The sequence below is a fragment of the Ruegeria sp. CE12 genome, from assembly GCF_056537525.1.
Genome location: NZ_JBQFRS010000011.1, coordinates 82151 through 102388 on the forward strand (window position 1 = coordinate 82151; position 20238 = coordinate 102388).

General features: G+C 56.7%; 19 protein-coding genes. 12 read left to right on the forward strand and 7 right to left on the reverse strand.

Annotation, left to right across the window (positions count from 1 at the left end; genetic code table 11):
• Positions 1 to 57 precede the first annotated feature (57 nt).
• The 4 genes from holA to ACR0IO_RS19760 all read right to left on the reverse strand — a co-directional run bounded on the left by holA (position 58) and on the right by ACR0IO_RS19760 (position 4676).
• Positions 58 to 1086, reverse strand: a complete 1029-nt coding sequence (gene holA, locus ACR0IO_RS19745) for a DNA polymerase III subunit delta (RefSeq protein ID WP_480743945.1) — start codon at positions 1084 to 1086, stop codon at positions 58 to 60.
• Positions 1083 to 1574, reverse strand: a complete 492-nt coding sequence (gene lptE / locus ACR0IO_RS19750; RefSeq protein ID WP_170336839.1) for an LPS assembly lipoprotein LptE — start codon at positions 1572 to 1574, stop codon at positions 1083 to 1085. Before lptE ends, holA begins: the two co-directional genes overlap by 4 nt.
• Positions 1561 to 4116: a leucine--tRNA ligase gene (leuS, locus tag ACR0IO_RS19755; RefSeq protein ID WP_480743948.1), complete on the reverse strand. Its 2556-nt coding sequence runs from the start codon at positions 4114 to 4116 to the stop codon at positions 1561 to 1563. Before leuS ends, lptE begins: the two co-directional genes overlap by 14 nt.
• 71 nt (positions 4117 to 4187) lie before the next feature.
• Positions 4188 to 4676, reverse strand: a complete 489-nt coding sequence (locus ACR0IO_RS19760; protein WP_480743950.1) for a DUF3576 domain-containing protein — start codon at positions 4674 to 4676, stop codon at positions 4188 to 4190.
• Positions 4677 to 4990: 314 nt separating this feature from the next.
• Here ACR0IO_RS19760 and ACR0IO_RS19765 point away from each other — a divergent pair, with 314 nt between their 5' ends.
• Positions 4991 to 6010 carry a porin gene (locus ACR0IO_RS19765; protein ID WP_155145821.1) on the forward strand — a complete coding sequence of 340 codons (1020 nt, stop codon included), beginning with the start codon at positions 4991 to 4993 and terminating at the stop codon, positions 6008 to 6010.
• A 103-nt stretch (positions 6011 to 6113) separates the two neighbouring features.
• The gene (locus ACR0IO_RS19770; RefSeq protein WP_480743955.1) at positions 6114 to 6773 is read left to right on the forward strand and encodes a YggS family pyridoxal phosphate-dependent enzyme; all 660 of its coding nucleotides are present in this window, start codon (positions 6114 to 6116) and stop codon (positions 6771 to 6773) included.
• On the opposite strand, the gene ACR0IO_RS19775 is transcribed toward ACR0IO_RS19770, so the two are convergent.
• A complete protein-coding gene (locus ACR0IO_RS19775) occupies positions 6757 to 7257 on the reverse strand; it encodes a L,D-transpeptidase family protein (RefSeq protein WP_480743957.1) in 501 nt (166 codons plus the stop codon). The genes ACR0IO_RS19770 and ACR0IO_RS19775 overlap by 17 nt on opposite strands.
• The gene (ribA, locus tag ACR0IO_RS19780; protein WP_170336832.1) at positions 7254 to 8348 is read right to left on the reverse strand and encodes a GTP cyclohydrolase II; all 1095 of its coding nucleotides are present in this window, start codon (positions 8346 to 8348) and stop codon (positions 7254 to 7256) included. The genes ACR0IO_RS19775 and ribA overlap by 4 nt, the downstream gene beginning before the upstream one ends.
• A gap of 162 nt (positions 8349 to 8510) precedes the next feature.
• Here ribA and ACR0IO_RS19785 point away from each other — a divergent pair, with 162 nt between their 5' ends.
• The 6 genes from ACR0IO_RS19785 (at position 8511) to ACR0IO_RS19810 (ending at position 12697) form a co-directional block, all read left to right on the forward strand.
• Entirely contained in the window at positions 8511 to 9197 is a 687-nt protein-coding gene (locus ACR0IO_RS19785) for a response regulator transcription factor (protein WP_120634046.1), read from the forward strand.
• A 213-nt stretch (positions 9198 to 9410) separates the two neighbouring features.
• Positions 9411 to 9953 carry an Imm26 family immunity protein gene (locus ACR0IO_RS19790; RefSeq protein ID WP_480743962.1) on the forward strand — a complete coding sequence of 181 codons (543 nt, stop codon included), beginning with the start codon at positions 9411 to 9413 and terminating at the stop codon, positions 9951 to 9953.
• Between the two features lie 98 nt (positions 9954 to 10051).
• The gene (locus tag ACR0IO_RS19795) at positions 10052 to 10840 is read left to right on the forward strand and encodes an exodeoxyribonuclease III (protein ID WP_480743965.1); all 789 of its coding nucleotides are present in this window, start codon (positions 10052 to 10054) and stop codon (positions 10838 to 10840) included.
• Between the two features lie 88 nt (positions 10841 to 10928).
• A complete protein-coding gene (gene trxA, locus ACR0IO_RS19800; RefSeq protein WP_480743967.1) occupies positions 10929 to 11846 on the forward strand; it encodes a thioredoxin in 918 nt (305 codons plus the stop codon).
• Positions 11847 to 11873: 27 nt separating this feature from the next.
• Positions 11874 to 12515: an LON peptidase substrate-binding domain-containing protein gene (locus ACR0IO_RS19805; RefSeq protein ID WP_155145807.1), complete on the forward strand. Its 642-nt coding sequence runs from the start codon at positions 11874 to 11876 to the stop codon at positions 12513 to 12515.
• Positions 12512 to 12697, forward strand: coding sequence for a Trm112 family protein (locus ACR0IO_RS19810; protein ID WP_155145805.1), 186 nt, complete (start codon positions 12512 to 12514; stop codon positions 12695 to 12697). Before ACR0IO_RS19805 ends, ACR0IO_RS19810 begins: the two co-directional genes overlap by 4 nt.
• On the opposite strand, the gene ACR0IO_RS19815 is transcribed toward ACR0IO_RS19810, so the two are convergent.
• A complete protein-coding gene (locus tag ACR0IO_RS19815; RefSeq protein ID WP_480743971.1) occupies positions 12694 to 13920 on the reverse strand; it encodes an FAD-dependent monooxygenase in 1227 nt (408 codons plus the stop codon). The genes ACR0IO_RS19810 and ACR0IO_RS19815 overlap by 4 nt on opposite strands.
• Before the next feature lie 88 nt (positions 13921 to 14008).
• Between ACR0IO_RS19815 and ACR0IO_RS19820 the strand changes: the two genes are divergently transcribed.
• The 4 genes from ACR0IO_RS19820 (at position 14009) to ACR0IO_RS19835 (ending at position 20225) form a co-directional block, all read left to right on the forward strand.
• Positions 14009 to 15337, forward strand: a complete 1329-nt coding sequence (locus tag ACR0IO_RS19820; RefSeq protein ID WP_480743973.1) for an amidase — start codon at positions 14009 to 14011, stop codon at positions 15335 to 15337.
• Positions 15338 to 15446: 109 nt separating this feature from the next.
• The gene (locus tag ACR0IO_RS19825; protein ID WP_480743976.1) at positions 15447 to 16628 is read left to right on the forward strand and encodes an aminotransferase class I/II-fold pyridoxal phosphate-dependent enzyme; all 1182 of its coding nucleotides are present in this window, start codon (positions 15447 to 15449) and stop codon (positions 16626 to 16628) included.
• Between the two features lie 14 nt (positions 16629 to 16642).
• Entirely contained in the window at positions 16643 to 19588 is a 2946-nt protein-coding gene (locus ACR0IO_RS19830; protein ID WP_480743978.1) for a DNA translocase FtsK, read from the forward strand.
• 40 nt (positions 19589 to 19628) lie between these two features.
• Positions 19629 to 20225 (forward strand): LolA family protein, encoded by a 597-nt coding sequence (locus tag ACR0IO_RS19835; protein ID WP_480743980.1) that lies wholly within the window; start codon positions 19629 to 19631, stop codon positions 20223 to 20225.
• Positions 20226 to 20238 lie beyond the last annotated feature (13 nt).

The window sequence follows — 20238 nt, forward strand, 5'->3', positions numbered from 1 at the left end:
TGTCTGCGTCCAATCTGAAGTTCAATTGGCGGGCGTCAAGTCAAACGGGAGGTCACCTCAGCGTGAGCGGGCCAGCATGGCGATCCGGATCATCGCGCGTTCGACCAACGCCATAGCGGGCGCAGTTTGTCCAGCTGACCGCAGAGACAGGTCCGTATCGGTCAGAACCGTAAGTGCGGTTTGTAGCTTGGGTGCACCCCAACCCTGCGCCTGTCGCAGAATGCGGTCACGCCGTTTGCCATAAATCGGCGGGCGCAGTTTGCCGATGCCTTGTGCGGCCCCACCCGGATCAGAGGCACACGCATACAGGGTACGAAAATGCCGGGTTGCGCCGATGCACAGGGTTACACCATTGGTCCCCTGCGCCTGCAGGCGTCGGATCAGCGGTCCGATCTCTCCGGCGCGACCTTCGGCTACCACGTTGAGTACATCATCCAATGCCGCCTCGGTCGAGCGGGGTGCGCAAGCCTCGATATCTTCGACCGTCAATTCCGATTCGTCACCGCGCTTGTAAAGCGACAGTTTTTCAACGGTTTGGGTGAAATCTCCCGGACTTAACCCTGTCGCCAACTCGCTGAGAGCAGACATGGAATCACGTGAGATGTTCTGCAATCCGGCCTGGTTGAGTACCCGCTCAACCTCGGCCCGCGATGGCGGATCGTCATAGATACCAACCGCATAGGCTGCAGGATTCGCCTCAAACGCCTTGCGGATTTTGGAACTTGGTTTGAGCTGCCCGGCCGTGATGATGATCTGTGCGTCACCGGGTGCCCAGTCTTCAAGCGCCGAGATGATCGCCGGTGCGGCAGCATCTGTTGTGTCTTCAACGAAAACGGCCCGGGGACCAGGGAAAAAGCCAACTGCTTTGACTGCATCCAACAAAAGTGCCGGATCACCGCGCAAATCTGCACCGGGCATTCGTGTCAGGCGCATCTCTTCTTCGGCATTCGGGCCGAGCAGAGATACCAAGACTTGTTGACGCTTGAGTGCGACGCGCATGGCATCCGACCCGTAGATCAACAATCCAACCTTGTCCGCGTCAGGCTTAGCGAAATAGCCTTCTGCCTCACGCGGGCTTAACTTCATGTGGCGAGACCGGGGTTGGCGTAAAGCTGCGTGACAATCTGATCCGCAAGAATCGTCATCAACCGATCCTTTGCATCGCGTTCATCTGCGAGCGTGGACACGGTTGAACCGGCAGCAGAGTAGGCGACGAAATCGGTCACCGTGCCCGAGGCAACGATCTGACCGGTTTCTGCGGATTTCAGCGAGTAATCCGCCCGACCATCGATCGTGTAGCGCGTGGTTTCGTTGGTTGGGGTGATGGCGGCCCCCCGGACAACGGCCGAAACCTGCACATCCAGATTGTAATCACTGCCCGATGTCGCACTACGCCCGAGCCGTTGTTCGAGATTCTGGACCAGCAAATAGCTGTCGACCGTATTGGGGGCAGAAACGGCGACCTTTCCGTAAAGGTTCGATCCCGCCCCACCTGGGGCATACACGGGCTGAAAACCGCACGCGGCGATTGCCAGCGGCATCAGCAACAAGGTTCTGCGATCAAACGACGACATTGACGATCCGGCCCGGTACAACAATCACTTTCTTGGGCGCATTACCATCCAGCGCCTTTTGCACAGCTTCGGTGCTGAGCGCGATTTTTTCAACCTCATCCTTGGCCAGATCCTTGGCCACGCTGATTTCTGCGCGACGCTTGCCGTTGATCTGGATCGGCAGGGTGACGGTGTCATCAACCAGCATTGCCTCGTCAGCGACCGGCCAAGGAGCGACGGCCACCAGACCTTCGCCGCCCTGATGTGCCCAGATATCCTCGGCCAGATGCGGGGTCATTGGCGACATCAGCTGCGCCAGTGTCTTGATCGCCTGCTTTTGAGCGGCTGCACCTGCTTTGGATTTCGCAAGCGTATTGGTGAATGCATAGAGTTTCGCGATAGCTGCGTTAAAGCCAAAGCTTTCCACACCCAGTGTCACATCGTGTATGGTCTTGTGCATCTCGCGCAGCAGCTCCTCATCCCCTTCGCCTTTCGCATCAGGGTCCATTGCGCCGATCTTGTCGCAGAGATTCCACACCCGGTTCAGGTGTTTAAAGGCTGCTTCCGCACCCGCAGCTGTCCACTCCACGTCACGCTCCGGCGGCGAATCGGACAGAACGAACCATCGTGCGGTGTCCGCACCGAAGGCCGAGATGATGCTGACGGGGTCGACCACGTTTTTCTTGGACTTCGACATTTTGGCCGAGGGAATGATCTCGACCTCGGTGCCGTCAGCTAATTTGCCGTCGGTCACGTCCTCGGGCAGGTGATAGACCGGACGACCGTTGGCATCACGGGTCTGATAAATCTCATGTGTCACCATGCCTTGCGTGAACAGGGCATTGAACGGCTCAATGGCCTTCTTCGGCAGGTGTCCGGTGATGTGCATCGCCCGGGCAAAGAAACGCGAATAGAGCAGGTGCAGAATCGCATGCTCGATCCCGCCGATATACTGGTCGACATTCATCCAGTATTCGGCCTCAGTCAGATCGGTTGGCGTTTCAGCGCGCGGAGCAGTGAAACGGGCAAAATACCAGGACGAATCGACGAAAGTGTCCATCGTGTCGGTTTCGCGCTTGGCCGAGGCTCCGCAGGACGGACACGGGGTATCACGCCAGTTGGGGTGGCGGTCCAGTGGGTTGCCGGGGATCGAGAAGTCTATCGGCTTACCGTTGCCATCGTCATATGGCAGCTCGATCGGCAGATTCTCTTTCTTTTCGGGCACGGTGCCGCATTTTTCACAGTGAACAACGGGAATCGGGCAGCCCCAATAGCGCTGGCGTGACAAGCCCCAGTCGCGCAGACGGTATTTGGTGACACCTTCGCCCCAACCGGCCTTTTCTGCGAAATCGACTGTGGCGTTGATTGCCTCTTCACCTGTCGCCTCGGTCAAGCCTGCGAAATGGTTCACCCAGCGGACTTTTTCAGTTTTGGGAGGTACAAAGGCGATCCGGTCGACCGGTGTGTCGTCATCAAGTGCAAAGAAGGTATCGACCACCGGCAGGCCGTATTTGCGGCAGAAGTCGAGGTCGCGCTGATCATGCGCCGGACAGGCAAAGATCGCGCCGGTGCCGTAGTCCATCAGGATGAAGTTCGCGATCCAGACCGGCAGTTCCCAATTCGGGTCCAGCGGGTGTTTGACGCGGATACCGGTATCATAGCCCAGTTTCTCAGCGGTCTCGATCGCCTCTTCCGTGGTGCCACCCTTGCGGCATTCGGCAACAAATTCAGCGACTTTGGGGTTTTCGGCCTCAAGCTGCTTGGCAATCGGGTGGTCTGGTGAGATGCCAACGAAAGACGCGCCCAGCAAAGTATCCGGGCGAGTCGTGTATACGGTGATCGGCTCTTCGCCATCGGTACGTTCGAACCCGAACTGAAGGCCGCGTGACTTGCCGATCCAGTTTTCCTGCATCAGGCGTACCTTAGCGGGCCAGTCATCCAGAGTGTCCAGCGCGTCGAGCAATTCTTCGGAATAGTCTGAGATTTTGAAGAACCACTGGGTCAGCTCGCGCCGTTCCACCAGCGCACCCGAGCGCCACCCGCGGCCGTTTTCCACCTGCTCATTGGCCAAAACCGTCATATCGACCGGGTCCCAGTTCACCACGGCGTTCTTGCGGTAAACCAAGCCAGCATCGAGCATATCAAGGAACAATGCCTGCTGCTGGCCGTAATATTCCGGGTCACAGGTGGCGAATTCGCGGGACCAGTCTATCGACAGGCCCAGCGGTTTCATTTGCCCACGCATGTCGGCAATATTGCTATAGGTCCAGTCTTTGGGGTGGCCGCCAATGGCCATAGCGGCATTTTCCGCGGGCATCCCGAACGCATCCCAGCCCATCGGGTGCAGCACGTTGTGTCCGGTTGCCAGCTTGTGACGCGCGATCACATCGCCCATCGTATAGTTGCGTACGTGCCCCATATGGATTCGGCCCGACGGGTAGGGGAACATCTCAAGCACGTAATACTTCGGCTTGTCCGCCTTGTGGTTGGCGGTGAAGATTCCAGCCTTGTCCCAGGCTTCCTGCCATTTTGCTTCGATTTCGTTGGCCGAGTAGCGAGACATCGTACGGTCCTTCGTAATGAAAACGCCGGGCATGAACCCGGCGTGGTAATATTGCGATTTGATGCGGGTTACTAGAGCTTGTTGTCCGCAATACGTAGCTGGCGCGCCCGCGACAGGATGGCGTCTTCGACCGCCCGCGTTGTTGCGGCGCTTACCGGAGCACCTCCGCTCGTCTGCAGCGCGACCGACAAAGAGCGTGCTGCAAGGGCCGGATCGCTGATATGCACAGTCGCGCGATAGGATCGGCCTCCACCCGGAGGTGTGCCGTATCCAGTGACGATGACACCGGTAAACGGATCAACCTCCTGAACGGGCAGGAAATTCAGCACATCAAGCGATGCCGCCCACAAGTACCGATTCACCTGGGTGGTCTGTTCGGCGTTATTCGGGCCAAACAAATCCCAGATTGTCGAGCGATTCGGATCATCAAGTTCCGCCTCGGCTGCATTTCCGCCCCCAAGTGTCTTCGGGTTGTAAGCCGGAGGCCCGTCGTTATTACGACTGCAGGCCGAAACGGTGGCAGTCAGTATGATCAAACCCGGAATCGTCAGCAGGCGCATCGTCGGCAGGTCCTGTTTCACTTGTTGTTTATTGCTGAGAGATACTCCTAGAGAAGGAAAACTCCTGCAACAACCCCCAACTTGGCACTTATTAATTAGGGGCACTGCGGGCACGTTCATGTGCCGTCGGGGGGTCGGCACAGCTTTTCGCACAAATGCACTGTGGCATCCTTGCACCAATCAGGGCTCAATGACGTCGGTGCATTTATAGCAAGCTTGCGCTTTGGGGGCGAAAAGAGCGAAACGATGTCCGTGCTGAGACATGTGCAGCAGGCATATGTCGAGTAGAAATTATTGAAACCGAGGGAAACAAGATGAAAAAAGTTCTCTTCGCAACGACCGCGCTGATCGCGACCGCAAGCGTTGCAGCAGCGGAAGTTAAGTTCAGCGGCTACGGCCGTTTTGGTATCGCGTACAAAGAAGACCGTACCGGTACTGTACCGAACATCGACACCACCACAACTCCGCCGACCGTTGGCACGGCGACTGTTGCAACCGACAACACCATCCTGGTCTCGCGCTTCCGCCTGAACATCGACGGCACCGCAGAAACCGACGGTGGCGTTGAGTTCTCGGCTCGTGTTCGTCTGCAGGCTGACGAAAACGCCAACACCGGTGAAGCCAACTCGGCTGGCCTGAACGGCGCACGTTTCTCGGTCATCTACGGCGGTCTGCGTGTTGACGCGGGTAACGTAGCGGGTTCGTTTGACAACCTGGCAAACTACTACGGTACTGAAATCGGTCTGGAACTGTTCGCAGGTCAGTACTCGGGCGTTGACTACAACTTCCTGGCTTACTCGTCGACCGGTTCGGGCTCGAACGCTGTATTCTTCCAGTATGCAGTTGGCGACTTCTCGTTCGGCGCATCGTACGACCAAGCGACTTTCGCAGTTAACGGTGTTCCGCAGGACGGCGACCGCTGGGACATCAGCGCAACCTATGCGTTCAACAACATCACAGCTGCTCTGGCCTACGGTCAGACCAAAGCAAGCGTGAACAGCTCCAGCACAAAAGAGTCGCTGACTGTATTCACTCTGGGTGCAGAATTCGGCAACTTCACTGGTAGCCTGTTTGTAGCGGACGATGACGTGGTCAACGCTGCTCGCAACGGTACTGCATACGGTGTTTCGGGTGCCTACACTGTTGGTTCCGCAACCACTCTGCAGTTCGTCTACGGTGACGGTTCTGCTGACGACGATAACCAGCAGTACGGCATCGGCGCCATCTACGATCTGGGCGGCGGTGTAACCCTGCGCGGTGGTGTTGGTCGCTCGAAGCGCGGTCAGGGCACAAGCGTGACCCAAGCTGACTTCGGTGCACAGTTCAACTTCTAAGTTGATCTGAACCGCAAGGTTTGAGGGCAGGTCTTAGGACCTGCCCTTTTCTTTTGCGCTGACTTGGTGTTTCTCTGCGCAAAACAAAATTGAGGACCGCGCAATGCCGCTGCAAGAAATCACCGCCCGTATCGCCAAAGCTGAAACCGCAGCTGGTCGCCCGGCGGGATCGGTGAAGCTGATAGCTGTCTCTAAGGTGCAACCGAATGAGCGCGTCGAGGCCGTCCTTGATCAGGGGCACCGTTGCTTTGGCGAAAACCGTGTTCAGGAGGCAACCGGGAAGTGGCCGGAATTCAAAGAGCGCTATTCGGACATAGATTTACATCTGATCGGCCCATTGCAGACGAACAAAGCCCGGCAGGCGATGGAGCTGTGTAACGCGATCCATTCGCTGGACCGACCGAAACTGGCAAAGACTCTCGCCCGGCTCGCGCAGGAAATGGGTTCCTGTCCGGACCTGTTCATTCAGGTCAACACAGGTGAAGAGGAGCAAAAGGCGGGTGTTCTGCCTGCTGATGCGGATGAATTCATTGCCGATTGCCGAGAACTTGATCTGCCTGTGCGTGGATTGATGTGCATCCCCCCTGTCGAGGAAGAGCCTTCTTTGCATTTCGCATTGCTCGCCAAAATCGCTCAGCGAAACGGGCTTGAAGGGTTGTCGATGGGGATGAGTGGAGACTTCGAATCTGCGATCGCGCTGGGTGCTACACATGTGCGCGTGGGATCTGCCATCTTTGGTGAGCGGATTAAGTCGGCGGAATAATCAGGCGGGTACCGGGCGATATCCGTTCCGCGATCCAGCGCAGGTGGTCACGTCGAAATGCCACGCAGCCTTCTGTCGAATAGCCTGGCCGCCTCCATTGGTGGATGAAAATCGCAGATCCTTTTCCCGGAACTGCATTGGGCCAGTTCCAATCTGTGATCAGCACAAGATCATACAAAGGATCGGATCGTCTTAGACGTTCGTGGCTGAACGGATATGGGGCTGTAACGAGATGATTGTAGCTGCTGTCTGAAACATCATCCGACCAGAGGTCATGTGGCCCTATGGGGCGTGCCCACGGGGCAGGGGGCGTGATCCGGTCAGGTCGATAGAGCATGCCAGCGATTCTATGAACGCCGATCGGGGTCGCGCCATCACCCTCGCGCTTTTGGTCGCTCAGTCCACCCTTGCCGATTGAACAGGGAAAGAGTCTTCCTGAAAACCGCACCCCCTTTGGGGTCAGAACCAGATCGTCGGGTGTCAAAGCAGATGACCCGATTTCGCCGCCTTTGTAGCCAGATATCCCCGATTGTGGGCTGTTTCACCGACTTTGAGTGGCACGCGTTCGGTGACTGCAATGCCTGTGCGTTCCATCATGGAGATTTTGGCAGGGTTATTGGTCAACAGCCGTACCGAATTAAACCCGAGTGATTTCAGAATATCCGATCCCAGTCGGAAATCGCGTTCATCATCTTCGAAGCCCAGCCTGTGATTGGCTTCGACGGTATCGAATCCCTGATCCTGCAGGAAATAGGCTCGCATTTTGTTGGCCAGGCCAATACCTCGGCCTTCCTGATTCAGATATAGCAATACACCTGAGCCTTCGGCGCCCATCTGCGCCAACGCACCGCGCAGTTGCGGCCCGCAGTCACATTTCAGGCTGCCCATGAGGTCGCCGGTGAAACAGGCCGAATGCAGGCGAGCTAAGACGGGTTTTCCGCGATCAGGTCGCCCGATTTCCACAGCATAATGCTCCTCGCCCCCATCTTCGGGCCGGAATACATGCAATCGGCCAGCCTCGGATACTTCCATAGGCAAACGCGCTGCTACAACCTCATGTAGCGCACTGCGATCTGCAAGGTGTGGTGCGGCAGACGTATGATCAATGCAGGTCAGCCCGTTCGTTGCAGCGAATGCCCGACCATCTTCGACAGGGACTACCACGGCGGCAGGCAGCAGGCGCGCGGATTTCGTCAGCGCAATGGCGATGCGATGCAGGTTGGCGTTGCCCTGCCGCTCTGTCATCAGCGGACCTTTCATAGGGGCATTGAGATCGTCGGATGGGTCGGCGACGGCCTGAACCCAGGCGATGTCTACATCTGACGGAATGATCACACGTGCCAGATCACCATCATAGGCCCGCGCCTTGAGTGTTTCCGCCCGACGTCCGGTGATGGCGACAACAGGCTCACCCCCCAATCCTCTTAAATCGGCAAGGCGCTGAGCACTCAAGGTCTCGGAGGCTAGTGCGAGCACGCTGAAACCGCTGTCATCGGTCAGGACCACAGGCACGCCCATTCGCAGATCCGCACGTGCGCGCGCGAGCAGTTCGGTAATGTCAGGGATGAGACTCATCTATGATACCCTATAGCGATCAGGCATTCTCCTAGCCCTTTCTGCAGCAAATGTGAAACATTTCCGCCGCGTCGGACACGAGGCCGTGAGACGATTGCAGTAAATCTTGTTGATTGCATATTCCACGCGCAAGTGATGCAACAGGCTTAGGAGGACCCGAACATGGCTCAGCTCAAGAAAATCCTGCTGGTGGATGATGATGAAGACCTACGCGAGGCGCTCAGCGAGCAACTTGTGATGACCGAGGATTTCGATGTGTTCGAAGCTCATGACGGTCAATCCGCCATGGAGCGCGCCCGCGAGGCGATTTACGACCTGGTGATTCTGGATGTGGGCCTGCCGGACACCGATGGGCGTGAACTGTGCCGTCTGATGCGCAAACAGGGTGTGAAAAGCCCAATTCTGATGCTGACTGGTCACGACAGCGATGCAGATACGATTTTGGGTCTGGATGCCGGTGCCAACGACTATGTCTCGAAGCCATTTAAGTTCCCGGTGCTGCTGGCCCGTATTCGTGCGCAGCTGCGCCAGCACGAACAATCTGAGGATGCAGTGTTCGTATTGGGGCCGTATACGTTCAAACCCGCGATGAAAATGCTGATCACCGAAGATGATCGCAAGATTCGCCTGACTGAGAAAGAAACCAACATCCTCAAGTTCCTGTATCGCTCGACAGATGGCGTAGTTGCACGCGATGTGCTGCTGCACGAGGTCTGGGGCTATAACGCCGGTGTGACAACTCATACGCTTGAAACTCACATCTACCGACTCCGTCAGAAGATTGAGCCTGATCCGTCGAATGCACGCCTTTTGGTCACAGAATCTGGTGGCTATAGGCTGGTTTCTTAACTGGATGTGGATTGAGTTGGATCAAAGTGATACTATCTGACCCATATTAAGGTTACTTCCATCCCGCACATGTCCGGGTAATGACATGTACCTCCCTGTTGGACTGCCGGGCCTTTGGCCCGGCTTTTTTTTGTGATTTGATTGGAAGCAAAGGTCGGCATAGAGCCCTTCTTTGACATTGAGAATAAGTGTTTAGCATGCGATGCACGAAGCATGGGCACGAATGACTTACTACGAGCACAAAGAGGCCAACCTATAAAACGGCAGCGCTGGCAAGTTGGGGCGTTAGTTGAGATTCCAATTGCTGAAAACTGTTGGGCATATGGGCAGCTTGGGGAAGAGTATTTCGTCGCGGTTTTTGAAGGATATTTCTCAGAACGCCCGGCAATCGAAAATTTGATTCACCTGCCTATATTGTTCAAGTCCTTTGTCTATCGTGACGTTATTAGTAGAGGTTTTTGGCTGAAAATTGGCCGAGTTGAGCCTCGAAGTGATGTGATGAACGAAGATTACCGTTTCAAGCAGGACAAAATTTCCGGGGCTCTTTCGCTTCATCATTCAGACTTTGCTGAGCAAGGCTGGGAACGGCCAGCGCTTCTGAGCGAGTGCCTTGGATTGGAATGCGCTGCAGTATGGGAGGCAAGTCATGTTGAAGACCGGATCATCGCTGCGCGTAACGGCCACGAATGTAAATGGGTCAGTTCCTTGGCGATAGATTTGACAAGAGTCCCTGCACACCAGAACGACATTCACTGATGATAGATGTCCGCTAAGTCCGCTTAGCTTCCTTTTCTCATGGCACCCCATCTCACACCACGCTAACCTCTCGCCAAACGCGACAAAGGAAACCGCCGATGCCCTTTACCCTTGCCACCTGGAACATCAACTCCGTGCGTCTGCGCGAGCCTATCGTGCTGAAACTGTTGCAGGAAGAAGCTCCGGATGTGCTGTGTCTGCAGGAGTGCAAATCTCCGGTCGAAAAGATCCCGACCGAGGGGTTCGCCGAACTGGGTTACACCCACATGATTGCGCGCGGGCAAAAGGGATATAACGGTGTTGCCATCCTGTCGCGTTTGCCGATCGAGGAAGTGGGTGACAAGGATTTTGCCGGTCTGGGCCACGCACGCCATATCGCGGGTCGTTTGGAAAACGGTGTGACGATCCACAATTTCTACGTTCCGGCAGGCGGTGACATTCCGGATCGCGAAAAGAATGAGAAGTTCGGCCAAAAACTCGACTACCTCACGGATATGCGCGATTGGTTCCATGCTGAAAAGCCCAAGAAATCCATCCTTGTCGGCGATCTGAATATTGCTCCGCGTGAAGATGACGTCTGGTCTCACAAGCAGTTGTTGAAAGTGGTCTCGCATACACCAATCGAGGTCGAAACGCTGGCCGAAACGCAGGATGCAGGTGGCTGGGTCGACATTACGCGTCAGGATATCCCCGAAGGACAGCTTTATAGCTGGTGGTCGTATCGCGCGCGTGACTGGGATGCTGCGGACAAAGGACGGCGCCTGGACCATGTATGGGCAACGCCCGACATTTCGAACGCGGGCCATTCAAGTCGTGTGTTACGTGACGCGCGTGGCTGGGAAAAACCCAGCGATCATGCACCCGTCTTTGCAACTTTCGACGTCTGATCAAAAACGTAATTCGCCAACTCGGCCCTTGGTTTCCGCGCGACGTGGTTGCATATAGGGCGCAAGGACGAACCGGAGAGTGAATGCTATGGACCTTCTGAACGGCGCAGCCAGCCCCGAAGCCACCGATCTGATCAAGGACGGGTCAGAGGCGACCTTTATGGCCGACGTGGTCGAAGCCTCGCAGGAAACCCCGGTGATCGTTGATTTCTGGGCGCCCTGGTGTGGCCCTTGCAAAACACTTGGTCCGCTGTTGGAAGAGGCCGTAACCGCCGCCAAGGGCGCGGTGAAGATGGTCAAGATCAACGTCGACGAGGCGCAGATGATCGCCTCGCAGATGCGTATTCAGTCCATTCCGACCGTTTATGCATTTTTCAAAGGTCAGCCGGTTGATGGCTTTCAGGGGGCTGTGCCCGGATCCGAGATCAAGGCTTTTGTCGATCGCGTGATTGAAGCTGCCGGTGGTGAAAGCCCCGGAGGTCAGTTGGATGATGCAGTGCAAGCCGCCGAAGACATGCTGAACGACGGCGCAGCGGTCGATGCGGCCCAGACCTTTGCTGCAATTCTGGGCGAAGATCCAAACCATGCGGGCGCTTATGGCGGGCTGGTGCGTGCCCATATCGCCCTTGGTGATTTGGAGCAGGCCGAAGCCATCCTGAATGGCGCACCGGCTGAGATTTCAGGTTCACCGGAGCTTGAGGCGGCACATGCCCAGCTTGAACTGGCCAAGCAAGCCGCTGATGCGGGCCCGGTGGTTGAATTGACTGCAGCGGTCGAGGCTGAGCCCGACAATCATCAGGCCCGTTTCGATCTGGCACAGGCGTTGCACGCCAATGGTGATGTCGAAGAAGCAGTGGCACAATTGCTCGAGCTGTTCCGCCGGGACCGTGAATGGAACGACGGCGCGGCCAAGACGCAGTTGTTCACCGTTTTCGATGCGCTCAAGCCCAATGATCCGATTGTTCTGAATGGGCGACGCAAGCTCAGCTCGATGATATTTGCCTAATTCCCGTTCAGGACTACACTCGGGTACATGATGCATCCCGCCGACCTGCCGGATATGGTATCCGTTTTTCCATTGCCCGGGGCGCTGTTGCTGCCCCGTTCACGCTTGCCGTTGCACATCTTCGAGCCGCGTTATCTGCAGATGCTGGACGATGCGTTGAAAACGCAGGAACGGCTGATCGGTATGGTTCAGCCAAACCCTTGCCTTAGCAATGAGAACAAGCTGCATCAGATCGGCTGTGCTGGCCGTGTGACGCAATTTTCCGAAACCGAAGACGGCCGATATCTGATCACGCTGACCGGGATTTCTCGGTTTCGGATCAAGTCCGAGCTGGACAGTTTTACCCCATATCGCCGCTGTCAGGTCTCATGGGATGGCTTTGATCGCGATCTGGGTAAGGCTGAATTGGATGACAGTTTTAACCGTGCGCGTTTCCTTGAGCTTTTGGAGCGCTTCTTTTCTTCGCGCCAGTTGTCGACCGATTGGGACACGTTGAAGGATGCTGACGACGAATTGTTGGTCAATTCGCTTTCGATGCTATTGGATTTCGACCCCGAGGATAAACAGGCCCTGCTTGAGGCACCTTGCCTGCGTACCCGGCGTGAGACACTTGTGACACTGATCGAATTTTCGCTGCGAGGCGGATCAAATGAGGAAACACTGCAATGACCGATTCTGAATTTGCCTTTGACCGGCACATGCTTGAGGCACTGATCTGTCCGCAGACCCATACGACACTGCACTATGATGCTGACCGGCAGGAACTTGTTTCCAAGGCTGCTGGTCTTGCGTTTCCGATCCGCAATGGCATTCCGGTCATGCTGGTGGATGAGGCGCGCGAACTCGACTAGATCGCGCGACCCTGCAGCAGTTTGGGCAGATCACCCGTCAGCCCGGCTGCTTCTCGTACAAAGCCCCGGCGCAGGCCTGGCAATGAGCCGACAATCCCCATGCCAATATCACGCCCCATCCGCAGGATAGGGTTGTCGTTTGAAAACAGCTTGTTGAACACGTCCGTCGCTATCGCAAGCGCTGCGGTGTCGAAACGGCGCCACTCCTGATACCGTTCCAGAACCAGTATCGAACCGATGTCTTCACCGCGGCGACCGGCCAGTGTGAGGACCTCGGCCAGAGCGCCAACATCGCGCAGGCCCGCGTTCAACCCCTGACCGGCAATCGGGTGCATGCCGTGGGCTGCATCCCCAACCAGAGCGAGACGATCCGAGATGAATGAATTTGCGATCGTAAGGTTCAGCGGATAAGTGAAGCGATCGCCTTGCAGTCGGATTTCGCCCAGAAAGTCCCCGAAACGGGGCCTCAGAACCTGAAGATAGTCTGACTCGGACATGGCGTTGATCTGGTGAGCTGTCTCTGTACGCTCGCTCCAGACAATTGAGCTGCGATTTCCAGTCAAAGGCAGGATCGCCAGCGGTCCCGGCGGCATGAAAAACTGGTGTGCGACGCCGTGATGCGGCAGGTCGTGTTCGATGGCGCATACGAGCGCGGTTTGGCCATAATCCCAACCGGTTCGCTTGATGCCTGCTCGTTGCGCTGTTCCGCTGCGACGCCCGTCACATCCGACAAGCAGTTCGCCCGTGAGGGTTGTCCCGTCATTCAGCGTAACCGTTGCCCCGGACACATCCGCGTCCTGAGACACAACGGTTTTGCCACTGATTTCCGTAATTCGTTCGTTTTCAGCCATTGCATCAAGAAAGGCGCGGCGCAGATGGCGATCTTCTACCATGTAACCCATGGGGCCTTCTTCTATTTCGGCATGGTCGAAATGCATGAAGAAGGGCGCAGGACCAGCACCGGCATGGCCGTCAGTCACCTTGATTTCCAACATCGGCTGGGCGTGGTCTGCGACACGCTCCCAAACTCCGATGGCGTCCAGCAATCGCTTTGATGCAAGTGCAAGCGCATAGGCCCGCCCGTCAAAGGCAGCGTTCTTGCGCACCTTCTGAGCCAGAGCATCAATCACGGTCACTGAATGCCCGGTCTGCGCAAGTGCCAGTGCCAAGGCAGGGCCGTTCAGGCCACCGCCAACGATCAGGATATCCGAAGCCTTTGTCATGATGTGCAATATGCGCGCCCTTTCGGGATTGTCCATGTGCGGTCCTGTCGCTACCGTCCCCGAAAGCACAGAATTCGGGAGGGGTGTGATGCAGGATTGGCTGACCATGACAGCGTGTGATCTGGGCCGGGGCATTGGCATGGGGCAGATCGATCCGGTTGAGCTGACGGAGACCTATCTTGCAGCGATTGACGCGCACCCGCATCGGGACCGAATTTATGCCCGCGTAACCCACGATCGTGCCCGTGCAGAGGCAAAAGCTGCGCAGGAGCGGGCAGGATTAGGGCTTCGCCGTTCCCTGTTGGACGGGGTTCCGATCAGTTGGAAAGACCTCTTCGACACTGCTGGTATTGGGACAGAGGCAGGTTCGGCTCTTCTGAAGGGGCGGGTACCTGACCATGACGCCGTTGTAGTGCGCAATGCCACGGCAATGGGGACGGTCTGCCTTGGCAAAACCCATATGAGCGAGCTCGCCTTTTCCGGTTTGGGGCTGAACCCGATCACCGACACACCGCCTTGTGTGGATGATGAAGATGCGGTGCCAGGCGGGTCATCTTCAGGTGCGGCGGCATCGGTTGCGTGGGGTCTGGCGGCGTGTGGGATTGGTTCGGATACAGGTGGGTCGGTCCGAATTCCCTCTGCGTGGAACAACCTGGTGGGTCTGAAAACAACCGCCGGACGTGTCAGCCTTGAGGGTACAGTGCCGCTTTGCCTGAGGTTCGATACCGTGGGGCCGCTGGCGCGCTCGGTCGAGGATGCAGCGCATATGCTGGCGCTTCTGGAAGGCAAACCAGTGGCCGATTTGCGCGGCTCAACATTGAAGGGCCGCCGTTTTGCGGATTTGCAGAACGTAGCCAAAGACGATCTGCGCGATACCCCGCGCGAGGCCTATGAGCACGCCCTGCAATGTTTGCGGGATGCAGGGGCCGAAATCGTCCCGCTCGAAGTGCCTGAATTGAACGAAGCGATGGCCTTGTCAGGTGTTTTGTACACGACCGAAGCCTATGGGCTGTGGCGTGATGTGATCGAGGCCAATCCAGATGCGATGTACCCGGAGATACTGGAGCGGTTCCGCATGGGGAAAGAATATTCCGGTCCGGACTATGTTGCGGCGTGGTCCAGGCTGAAGGCCTGTCGGGCTGCGTGGGATGAGGCGACTTCCGGATTCGATGCGGTTCTTGCGCCGACTGCGCCAATACTGCCACCAAACCTGGATCGGTTGATGAGCGATCATGAGTATTACGTGACCGAGAATCTTCTGGCCCTGCGCAACACGCGTATCGGGAATCTGATGGGTCTGGCGGCGTTGACTTTGCCTACCGGAACCCCGGGGTGCGGGTTGATGATGCTGGGTTATCCGAGGTCTGAAGAAGTCTTGCTGCGCCTGGGATCAGCGGCCGAAACTGCGTTGGCCTGAATGCCACAATCCCCTGATTCGGAACCTCTTTGTCTGGACGAAGCAGGGCGTGCCCTGTAATCTGCCAAAAAAACGGGGCGAAAATGATCCCGGTATTGAGGCAGTAGTTATGAATTTCCCCGAGCGGTTTTCGAACCTACCGGCTTATGCATTCCCGCGTCTGCGCGCCCTGTTGGATCACCATCAGCCGGGCGGTGAAGTCGTGCATATGACGATTGGTGAGCCGAAACACGATTTTCCGGGTTGGGTCACCGACATCATCATGGAAAATGCAGCGGATTTTCGGGGCTATCCGCCAAATGAAGGATCGCCAGAGCTGCGGGCCTCCATCACCGATTGGATCGGGCGCAGGTATGGCGTTTCTTTAGATGCCGACGCCAACGTCATGGCGCTGAATGGCACGCGTGAAGGCCTGTATAACGCTGCCATGGCGCTGTGCCCCGAGCAGAAAAATGGTCAAAGGCCGATCATTCTTTGCCCGAACCCTTTCTATCAGGTCTACATGGTGGCTTCGATTTCGGTTGGCGCCGAGCCTTACTTTGTGCCTGCCACCGCCGCTACTGGGCATCTGCCGGATTACGCTGGATTGCCCGAGGATGTGCTGAACCGCACCGCTATTGCCTATATCTGCTCGCCGGCCAATCCGCAGGGCGCGGTTGCGTCACGCGAGTATTGGGCCGAGCTGATCCAGCTTGCCGAGAAGTATGATTTCCGCATTTTCGCCGATGAGTGCTATTCGGAGATTTATCGGGAAGAAGCTCCTACCGGTGTGTTGACAGTCGCGCACGAGCTTGGCGCGGATCCTGAGCGGATCACATTGTTCAACTCGCTTTCGAAACGGTCGAATCTGGCTGGTCTGCGCTCGGGCCTTATTGCTGGTGGTCCGGAAACCATCAAACGAGTGAAACAGTTGCGCGCCTATTCCGGTGCACCTCTGCCAGCGCCTCTGCAAGCTGCAGCGGCCAAGGTCTGGTCAGATGAAGTTCATGTTCAGGAGAATCGCGCGTTCTATCAGGAGAAATACGCCATCGCAGACGATGTGTTTGCAGGGGTACAGGGCTATATGCCCCCCGAAGCTGGCTTTTTCCTGTGGCTGCCGGTCGAGAGCGGCGAAGCAACCGCATTGAAACTGTGGCAGGAGACCGGTGTTCGGGTTCTGCCTGGTGCTTATCTTTCACAAGGTGATCCGGGGCAGAACCCGGGCGAAGAATTTATCAGGGTCGCAATGGTGGCCCCAAAAACAGAGTTGCAGCGCGGGCTGATTACACTCCGCGACTGCATCTATTCGTGAGGTACGAGGGCAAAATGGCATCTTTGAACGCGCGCAATCGCGACCCATTGTTGGACAGCACGACTCAGGCCGCACTCGAGCGGCGCAGTAAGGAACTGATCGGAATTGCCCTGATCCTGTTGGGTTTGGCATCTGCGGCGATGATCTGGTCCTACACGCCCGATGATCCGAACTGGATGGTGTCAACAGATGCACCGGTACAGAACTGGATGGGGCGGATTGGGGCATCGATTGCTGCGCCTTTGTTCATGATCGTGGGCTGGGGCAGTCTGGGTATTGCGCTGGTGCTTATCGGTTGGGGTGTCCGTTTCACGGGCCATTTCAGCGAAGAGCGCGCTGTCGCCCGTTTGATTTTTGCACCAATCTGGATTGCGGTTGTATCAGTATATGCTGCGACGCTGGTGCCGGGTGCGGAGTGGCGTGCAACACACAGCTATGGCCTTGGCGGTCTATTCGGCGACACCGTAATGGGTGCTTTGCTGACGCTTTTGCCAATCTCCTCACACTTTCTGGTCAAGCTGATGTCTCTGGCCATGGCTGTAGGCATGTTGGCGCTTGGGGTATTCGTACTCGGCTTTAGCAAAGTTGATGTTCAGCGCGGGTTCCGCGCCTTCCTGCTGGGTCTCGTGATGTCATATGACATGATGATGAAACTTCTGGGCCGTGGAGCCACTGCGACTGCCCAGGCGGCCCGTGAACGTCGGGCGCAATGGGAAGAACGCAAGGCAGCGCGTGCTGAACCCGCACTGGCCACGTTTGATGATGAGCTGGCCTACGCCGACCCCATCTTTGAGGAACCGGAGATTGAGCAACCCGAACCAGTGGCCAAAACGGGGCTGTTGGCGCGGATGCCTGCTCTGATCCGTCGCCCCGAACCTATGCCAGAGCCGGAACTGGTCGATCCCGAACCTGTCCAGGGCTATGATGAAATGCCGGGCGAGGACCGTATTCGCTCAAAAATCTCGGCAGCCGTGCGCAACCGCAAAGTTGCATCAGGAGAGCTGACCCCTGAACCCGATCCCAATCTGCCGCTGACCAAAGGCCGGGGCAGAGGGCCGGACCCGTTGATCCTGAATTCGATGCAATCGGGCGAATTGCCAGCTGAGCCGCCGCTGACATCTGATGGTTTGCCGCCAGAGCCACCGATGACGGCGATGGAAGCATCACAGTGGGAACAGCCTCAGATCAACGAATACGCGCCCGAACCGGACTACGCGTCCGAAGCTGGTTATGTTCAGGACGATCCGTCGGATCCGGGCTACGAAGACGAGGCAGTGTTCGAGGAAGCAGTTGAGCCTGTAGCCCCTGCAGCACCAGCAATGAAAATTCCCGTGGCTGAGCCACGCAAGCCGGTCGTAGCTCAACCAGTTCGCCGGAATGTTCTGCCATCCCGCCGTGCGCAGGCCGAGGCGCAGCCTACCTTGTCCTTTGAAGAGCGTCACTCGGATTTCGAACTGCCGCCTCTGGGCTTGTTGACCAATCCGACAGGCATTCAACGCCACCATCTGAGTGATGAAGCGTTGGAAGAAAACGCTCGGATGCTGGAAAATGTTCTGGATGACTACGGCGTAAAGGGCGAGATCGTCAGCGTTCGCCCTGGCCCTGTGGTCACCATGTACGAGCTGGAACCTGCGCCGGGTCTGAAAGCCAGCCGTGTGATCGGTTTGGCGGACGATATTGCCCGCTCGATGTCAGCCCTTTCGGCACGTGTTTCAACGGTGCCGGGCCGCTCGGTCATCGGTATCGAACTTCCGAACGAAAACCGCGAAATGGTTGTTCTGCGCGAGATTCTTGCAAGCCGTGACTTTGGCGATGGCAATCAGGCATTGCCGCTTGCGCTGGGCAAGGACATCGGTGGTGACTCGGTCGTGGCCAATCTCGCCAAGATGCCTCACCTGCTGATTGCGGGTACGACGGGTTCGGGTAAGTCGGTTGCGATCAACACCATGATCCTGTCACTGCTGTACAAGCTGTCGCCGGATGAATGCCGCCTGATCATGATCGACCCCAAAATGCTGGAACTTTCGGTCTATGACGGCATTCCGCATCTGCTGTCGCCGGTCGTTACCGACCCCAAAAAGGCGGTTGTTGCCTTGAAATGGGTCGTGGGCGAGATGGAAGACCGCTATCGCAAGATGTCCAAGATGGGTGTGCGTAACATCGCGGGCTACAATGGCCGTGTGAAGGATGCGCTGGCCAAGGGCGAGATGTTCAGTCGTACAGTTCAGACCGGCTTCGACGATGAAACCGGCGAACCGATGTTCGAGACCGAAGAGTTCGAGCCCAAGTCCATGCCCTATATCGTGGTCATCGTCGACGAGATGGCGGACCTGATGATGGTTGCAGGTAAAGAAATCGAAGCCTGTATCCAGCGTCTGGCACAGATGGCGCGCGCCTCAGGCATTCACCTGATCATGGCCACGCAGCGCCCATCGGTGGATGTGATCACCGGTACGATCAAAGCGAACTTCCCCACCCGGATATCATTCCAGGTGACCTCAAAGGTCGACAGCCGTACCATCCTGGGTGAAATGGGTGCCGAACAACTGCTGGGGCAGGGTGATATGCTCTATATGGCCGGCGGTGCCAAGATCACGCGCTGCCATGGCCCGTTTGTTTCGGATGAAGAAGTTGAAGAGGTTGTGAACCACCTCAAGCAGTTTGGTCCGCCGGACTATATCGGTGGTGTCGTTGATGGTCCGGCCGAGGACAAGGCCGATAACATTGACGCTGTTCTGGGGCTCAATACGGGTGGCAATACCAACGGTGAGGATGCTCTGTATGATCAGGCGGTGGCGATTGTGATCAAGGATCGCAAATGCTCGACCTCATACATTCAGCGGAAACTCGCCATTGGCTACAACAAAGCTGCGCGACTTGTTGAGCAAATGGAGGACGAAGGCGTTGTTTCGGCGGCAAATCACGTCGGTAAGCGCGAAATCCTCGTTCCTGAGCAGTAGGATATTTAATAACAAGGGCAAAGCGCTTATCTGGTAGCTTATGAAACAGATTGCCTTTGCCCTTGCATTTACACTGGCTGCTCCGGCGGCCTGGGCTGCTGATAAGCTGCCTCTCTCTCAGATTTCCAACTACCTGAACAATATGAAGACGGTTCAGACGACGTTCACGCAGGTGAACGACGACGGATCGCTCAGCACAGGTAAGCTGTGGCTGCAAAGACCGGGAAAGATGCGCTTCGAATATGACCCGCCCAACAGTGCTGTGGTACTTGCACGTGCCGGGACGGTGATGATTTTTGATCCAAAGTCCAATCAGCCACCCGAGCAGTATCCGCTAAAGCGTACACCGCTATCGTTGGTTTTGGCCCGAAACGTGAACCTGAATCAGGCCAATATGGTCGTGGGGCATGATTTTGATGGCACAGCGACCGTTGTGACCGCACAGGATCCCAAAAACCCGGAGTCGGGTCGCATTGAACTGATGTTCACTGGTGAGCCGATCGAACTGCGCAAATGGGTTATTCATGACAATGCAGGCAGTCAGACAACCGTTTTGCTTGGCCCGTTGAACGAGACAGGGTCTGTGGATCAGAGCCTGTTTTCCAACAGAAAAAGAAGCGGGTCAGCTGATCGCTGACCCGCAAGGGTAC

Bases quoted from the DNA above. Each gene is read 5' to 3' on its own strand.
- holA (WP_480743945.1), bottom strand. From the start codon at position 1,086: ATGAAGTTAAGCCCGCGTGAGGCAGAAGGCTATTTCGCTAAGCCTGAC.
- lptE (WP_170336839.1), bottom strand. From the start codon at position 1,574: ATGTCGTCGTTTGATCGCAGAACCTTGTTGCTGATGCCGCTGGCAATC.
- leuS (WP_480743948.1), bottom strand. From the start codon at position 4,116: ATGTCTCGCTACTCGGCCAACGAAATCGAAGCAAAATGGCAGGAAGCC.
- ACR0IO_RS19760 (WP_480743950.1), bottom strand. From the start codon at position 4,676: ATGCGCCTGCTGACGATTCCGGGTTTGATCATACTGACTGCCACCGTT.
- ACR0IO_RS19765 (WP_155145821.1), top strand. From the start codon at position 4,991: ATGAAAAAAGTTCTCTTCGCAACGACCGCGCTGATCGCGACCGCAAGC.
- ACR0IO_RS19770 (WP_480743955.1), top strand. From the start codon at position 6,114: ATGCCGCTGCAAGAAATCACCGCCCGTATCGCCAAAGCTGAAACCGCA.
- ribA (WP_170336832.1), bottom strand. From the start codon at position 8,348: ATGAGTCTCATCCCTGACATTACCGAACTGCTCGCGCGCGCACGTGCG.
- ACR0IO_RS19785 (WP_120634046.1), top strand. From the start codon at position 8,511: ATGGCTCAGCTCAAGAAAATCCTGCTGGTGGATGATGATGAAGACCTA.
- ACR0IO_RS19790 (WP_480743962.1), top strand. From the start codon at position 9,411: ATGGGCACGAATGACTTACTACGAGCACAAAGAGGCCAACCTATAAAA.
- ACR0IO_RS19795 (WP_480743965.1), top strand. From the start codon at position 10,052: ATGCCCTTTACCCTTGCCACCTGGAACATCAACTCCGTGCGTCTGCGC.
- trxA (WP_480743967.1), top strand. From the start codon at position 10,929: ATGGACCTTCTGAACGGCGCAGCCAGCCCCGAAGCCACCGATCTGATC.
- ACR0IO_RS19805 (WP_155145807.1), top strand. From the start codon at position 11,874: ATGATGCATCCCGCCGACCTGCCGGATATGGTATCCGTTTTTCCATTG.
- ACR0IO_RS19810 (WP_155145805.1), top strand. From the start codon at position 12,512: ATGACCGATTCTGAATTTGCCTTTGACCGGCACATGCTTGAGGCACTG.
- ACR0IO_RS19815 (WP_480743971.1), bottom strand. From the start codon at position 13,920: ATGACAAAGGCTTCGGATATCCTGATCGTTGGCGGTGGCCTGAACGGC.
- ACR0IO_RS19820 (WP_480743973.1), top strand. From the start codon at position 14,009: ATGCAGGATTGGCTGACCATGACAGCGTGTGATCTGGGCCGGGGCATT.
- ACR0IO_RS19825 (WP_480743976.1), top strand. From the start codon at position 15,447: ATGAATTTCCCCGAGCGGTTTTCGAACCTACCGGCTTATGCATTCCCG.
- ACR0IO_RS19830 (WP_480743978.1), top strand. From the start codon at position 16,643: ATGGCATCTTTGAACGCGCGCAATCGCGACCCATTGTTGGACAGCACG.
- ACR0IO_RS19835 (WP_480743980.1), top strand. From the start codon at position 19,629: ATGAAACAGATTGCCTTTGCCCTTGCATTTACACTGGCTGCTCCGGCG.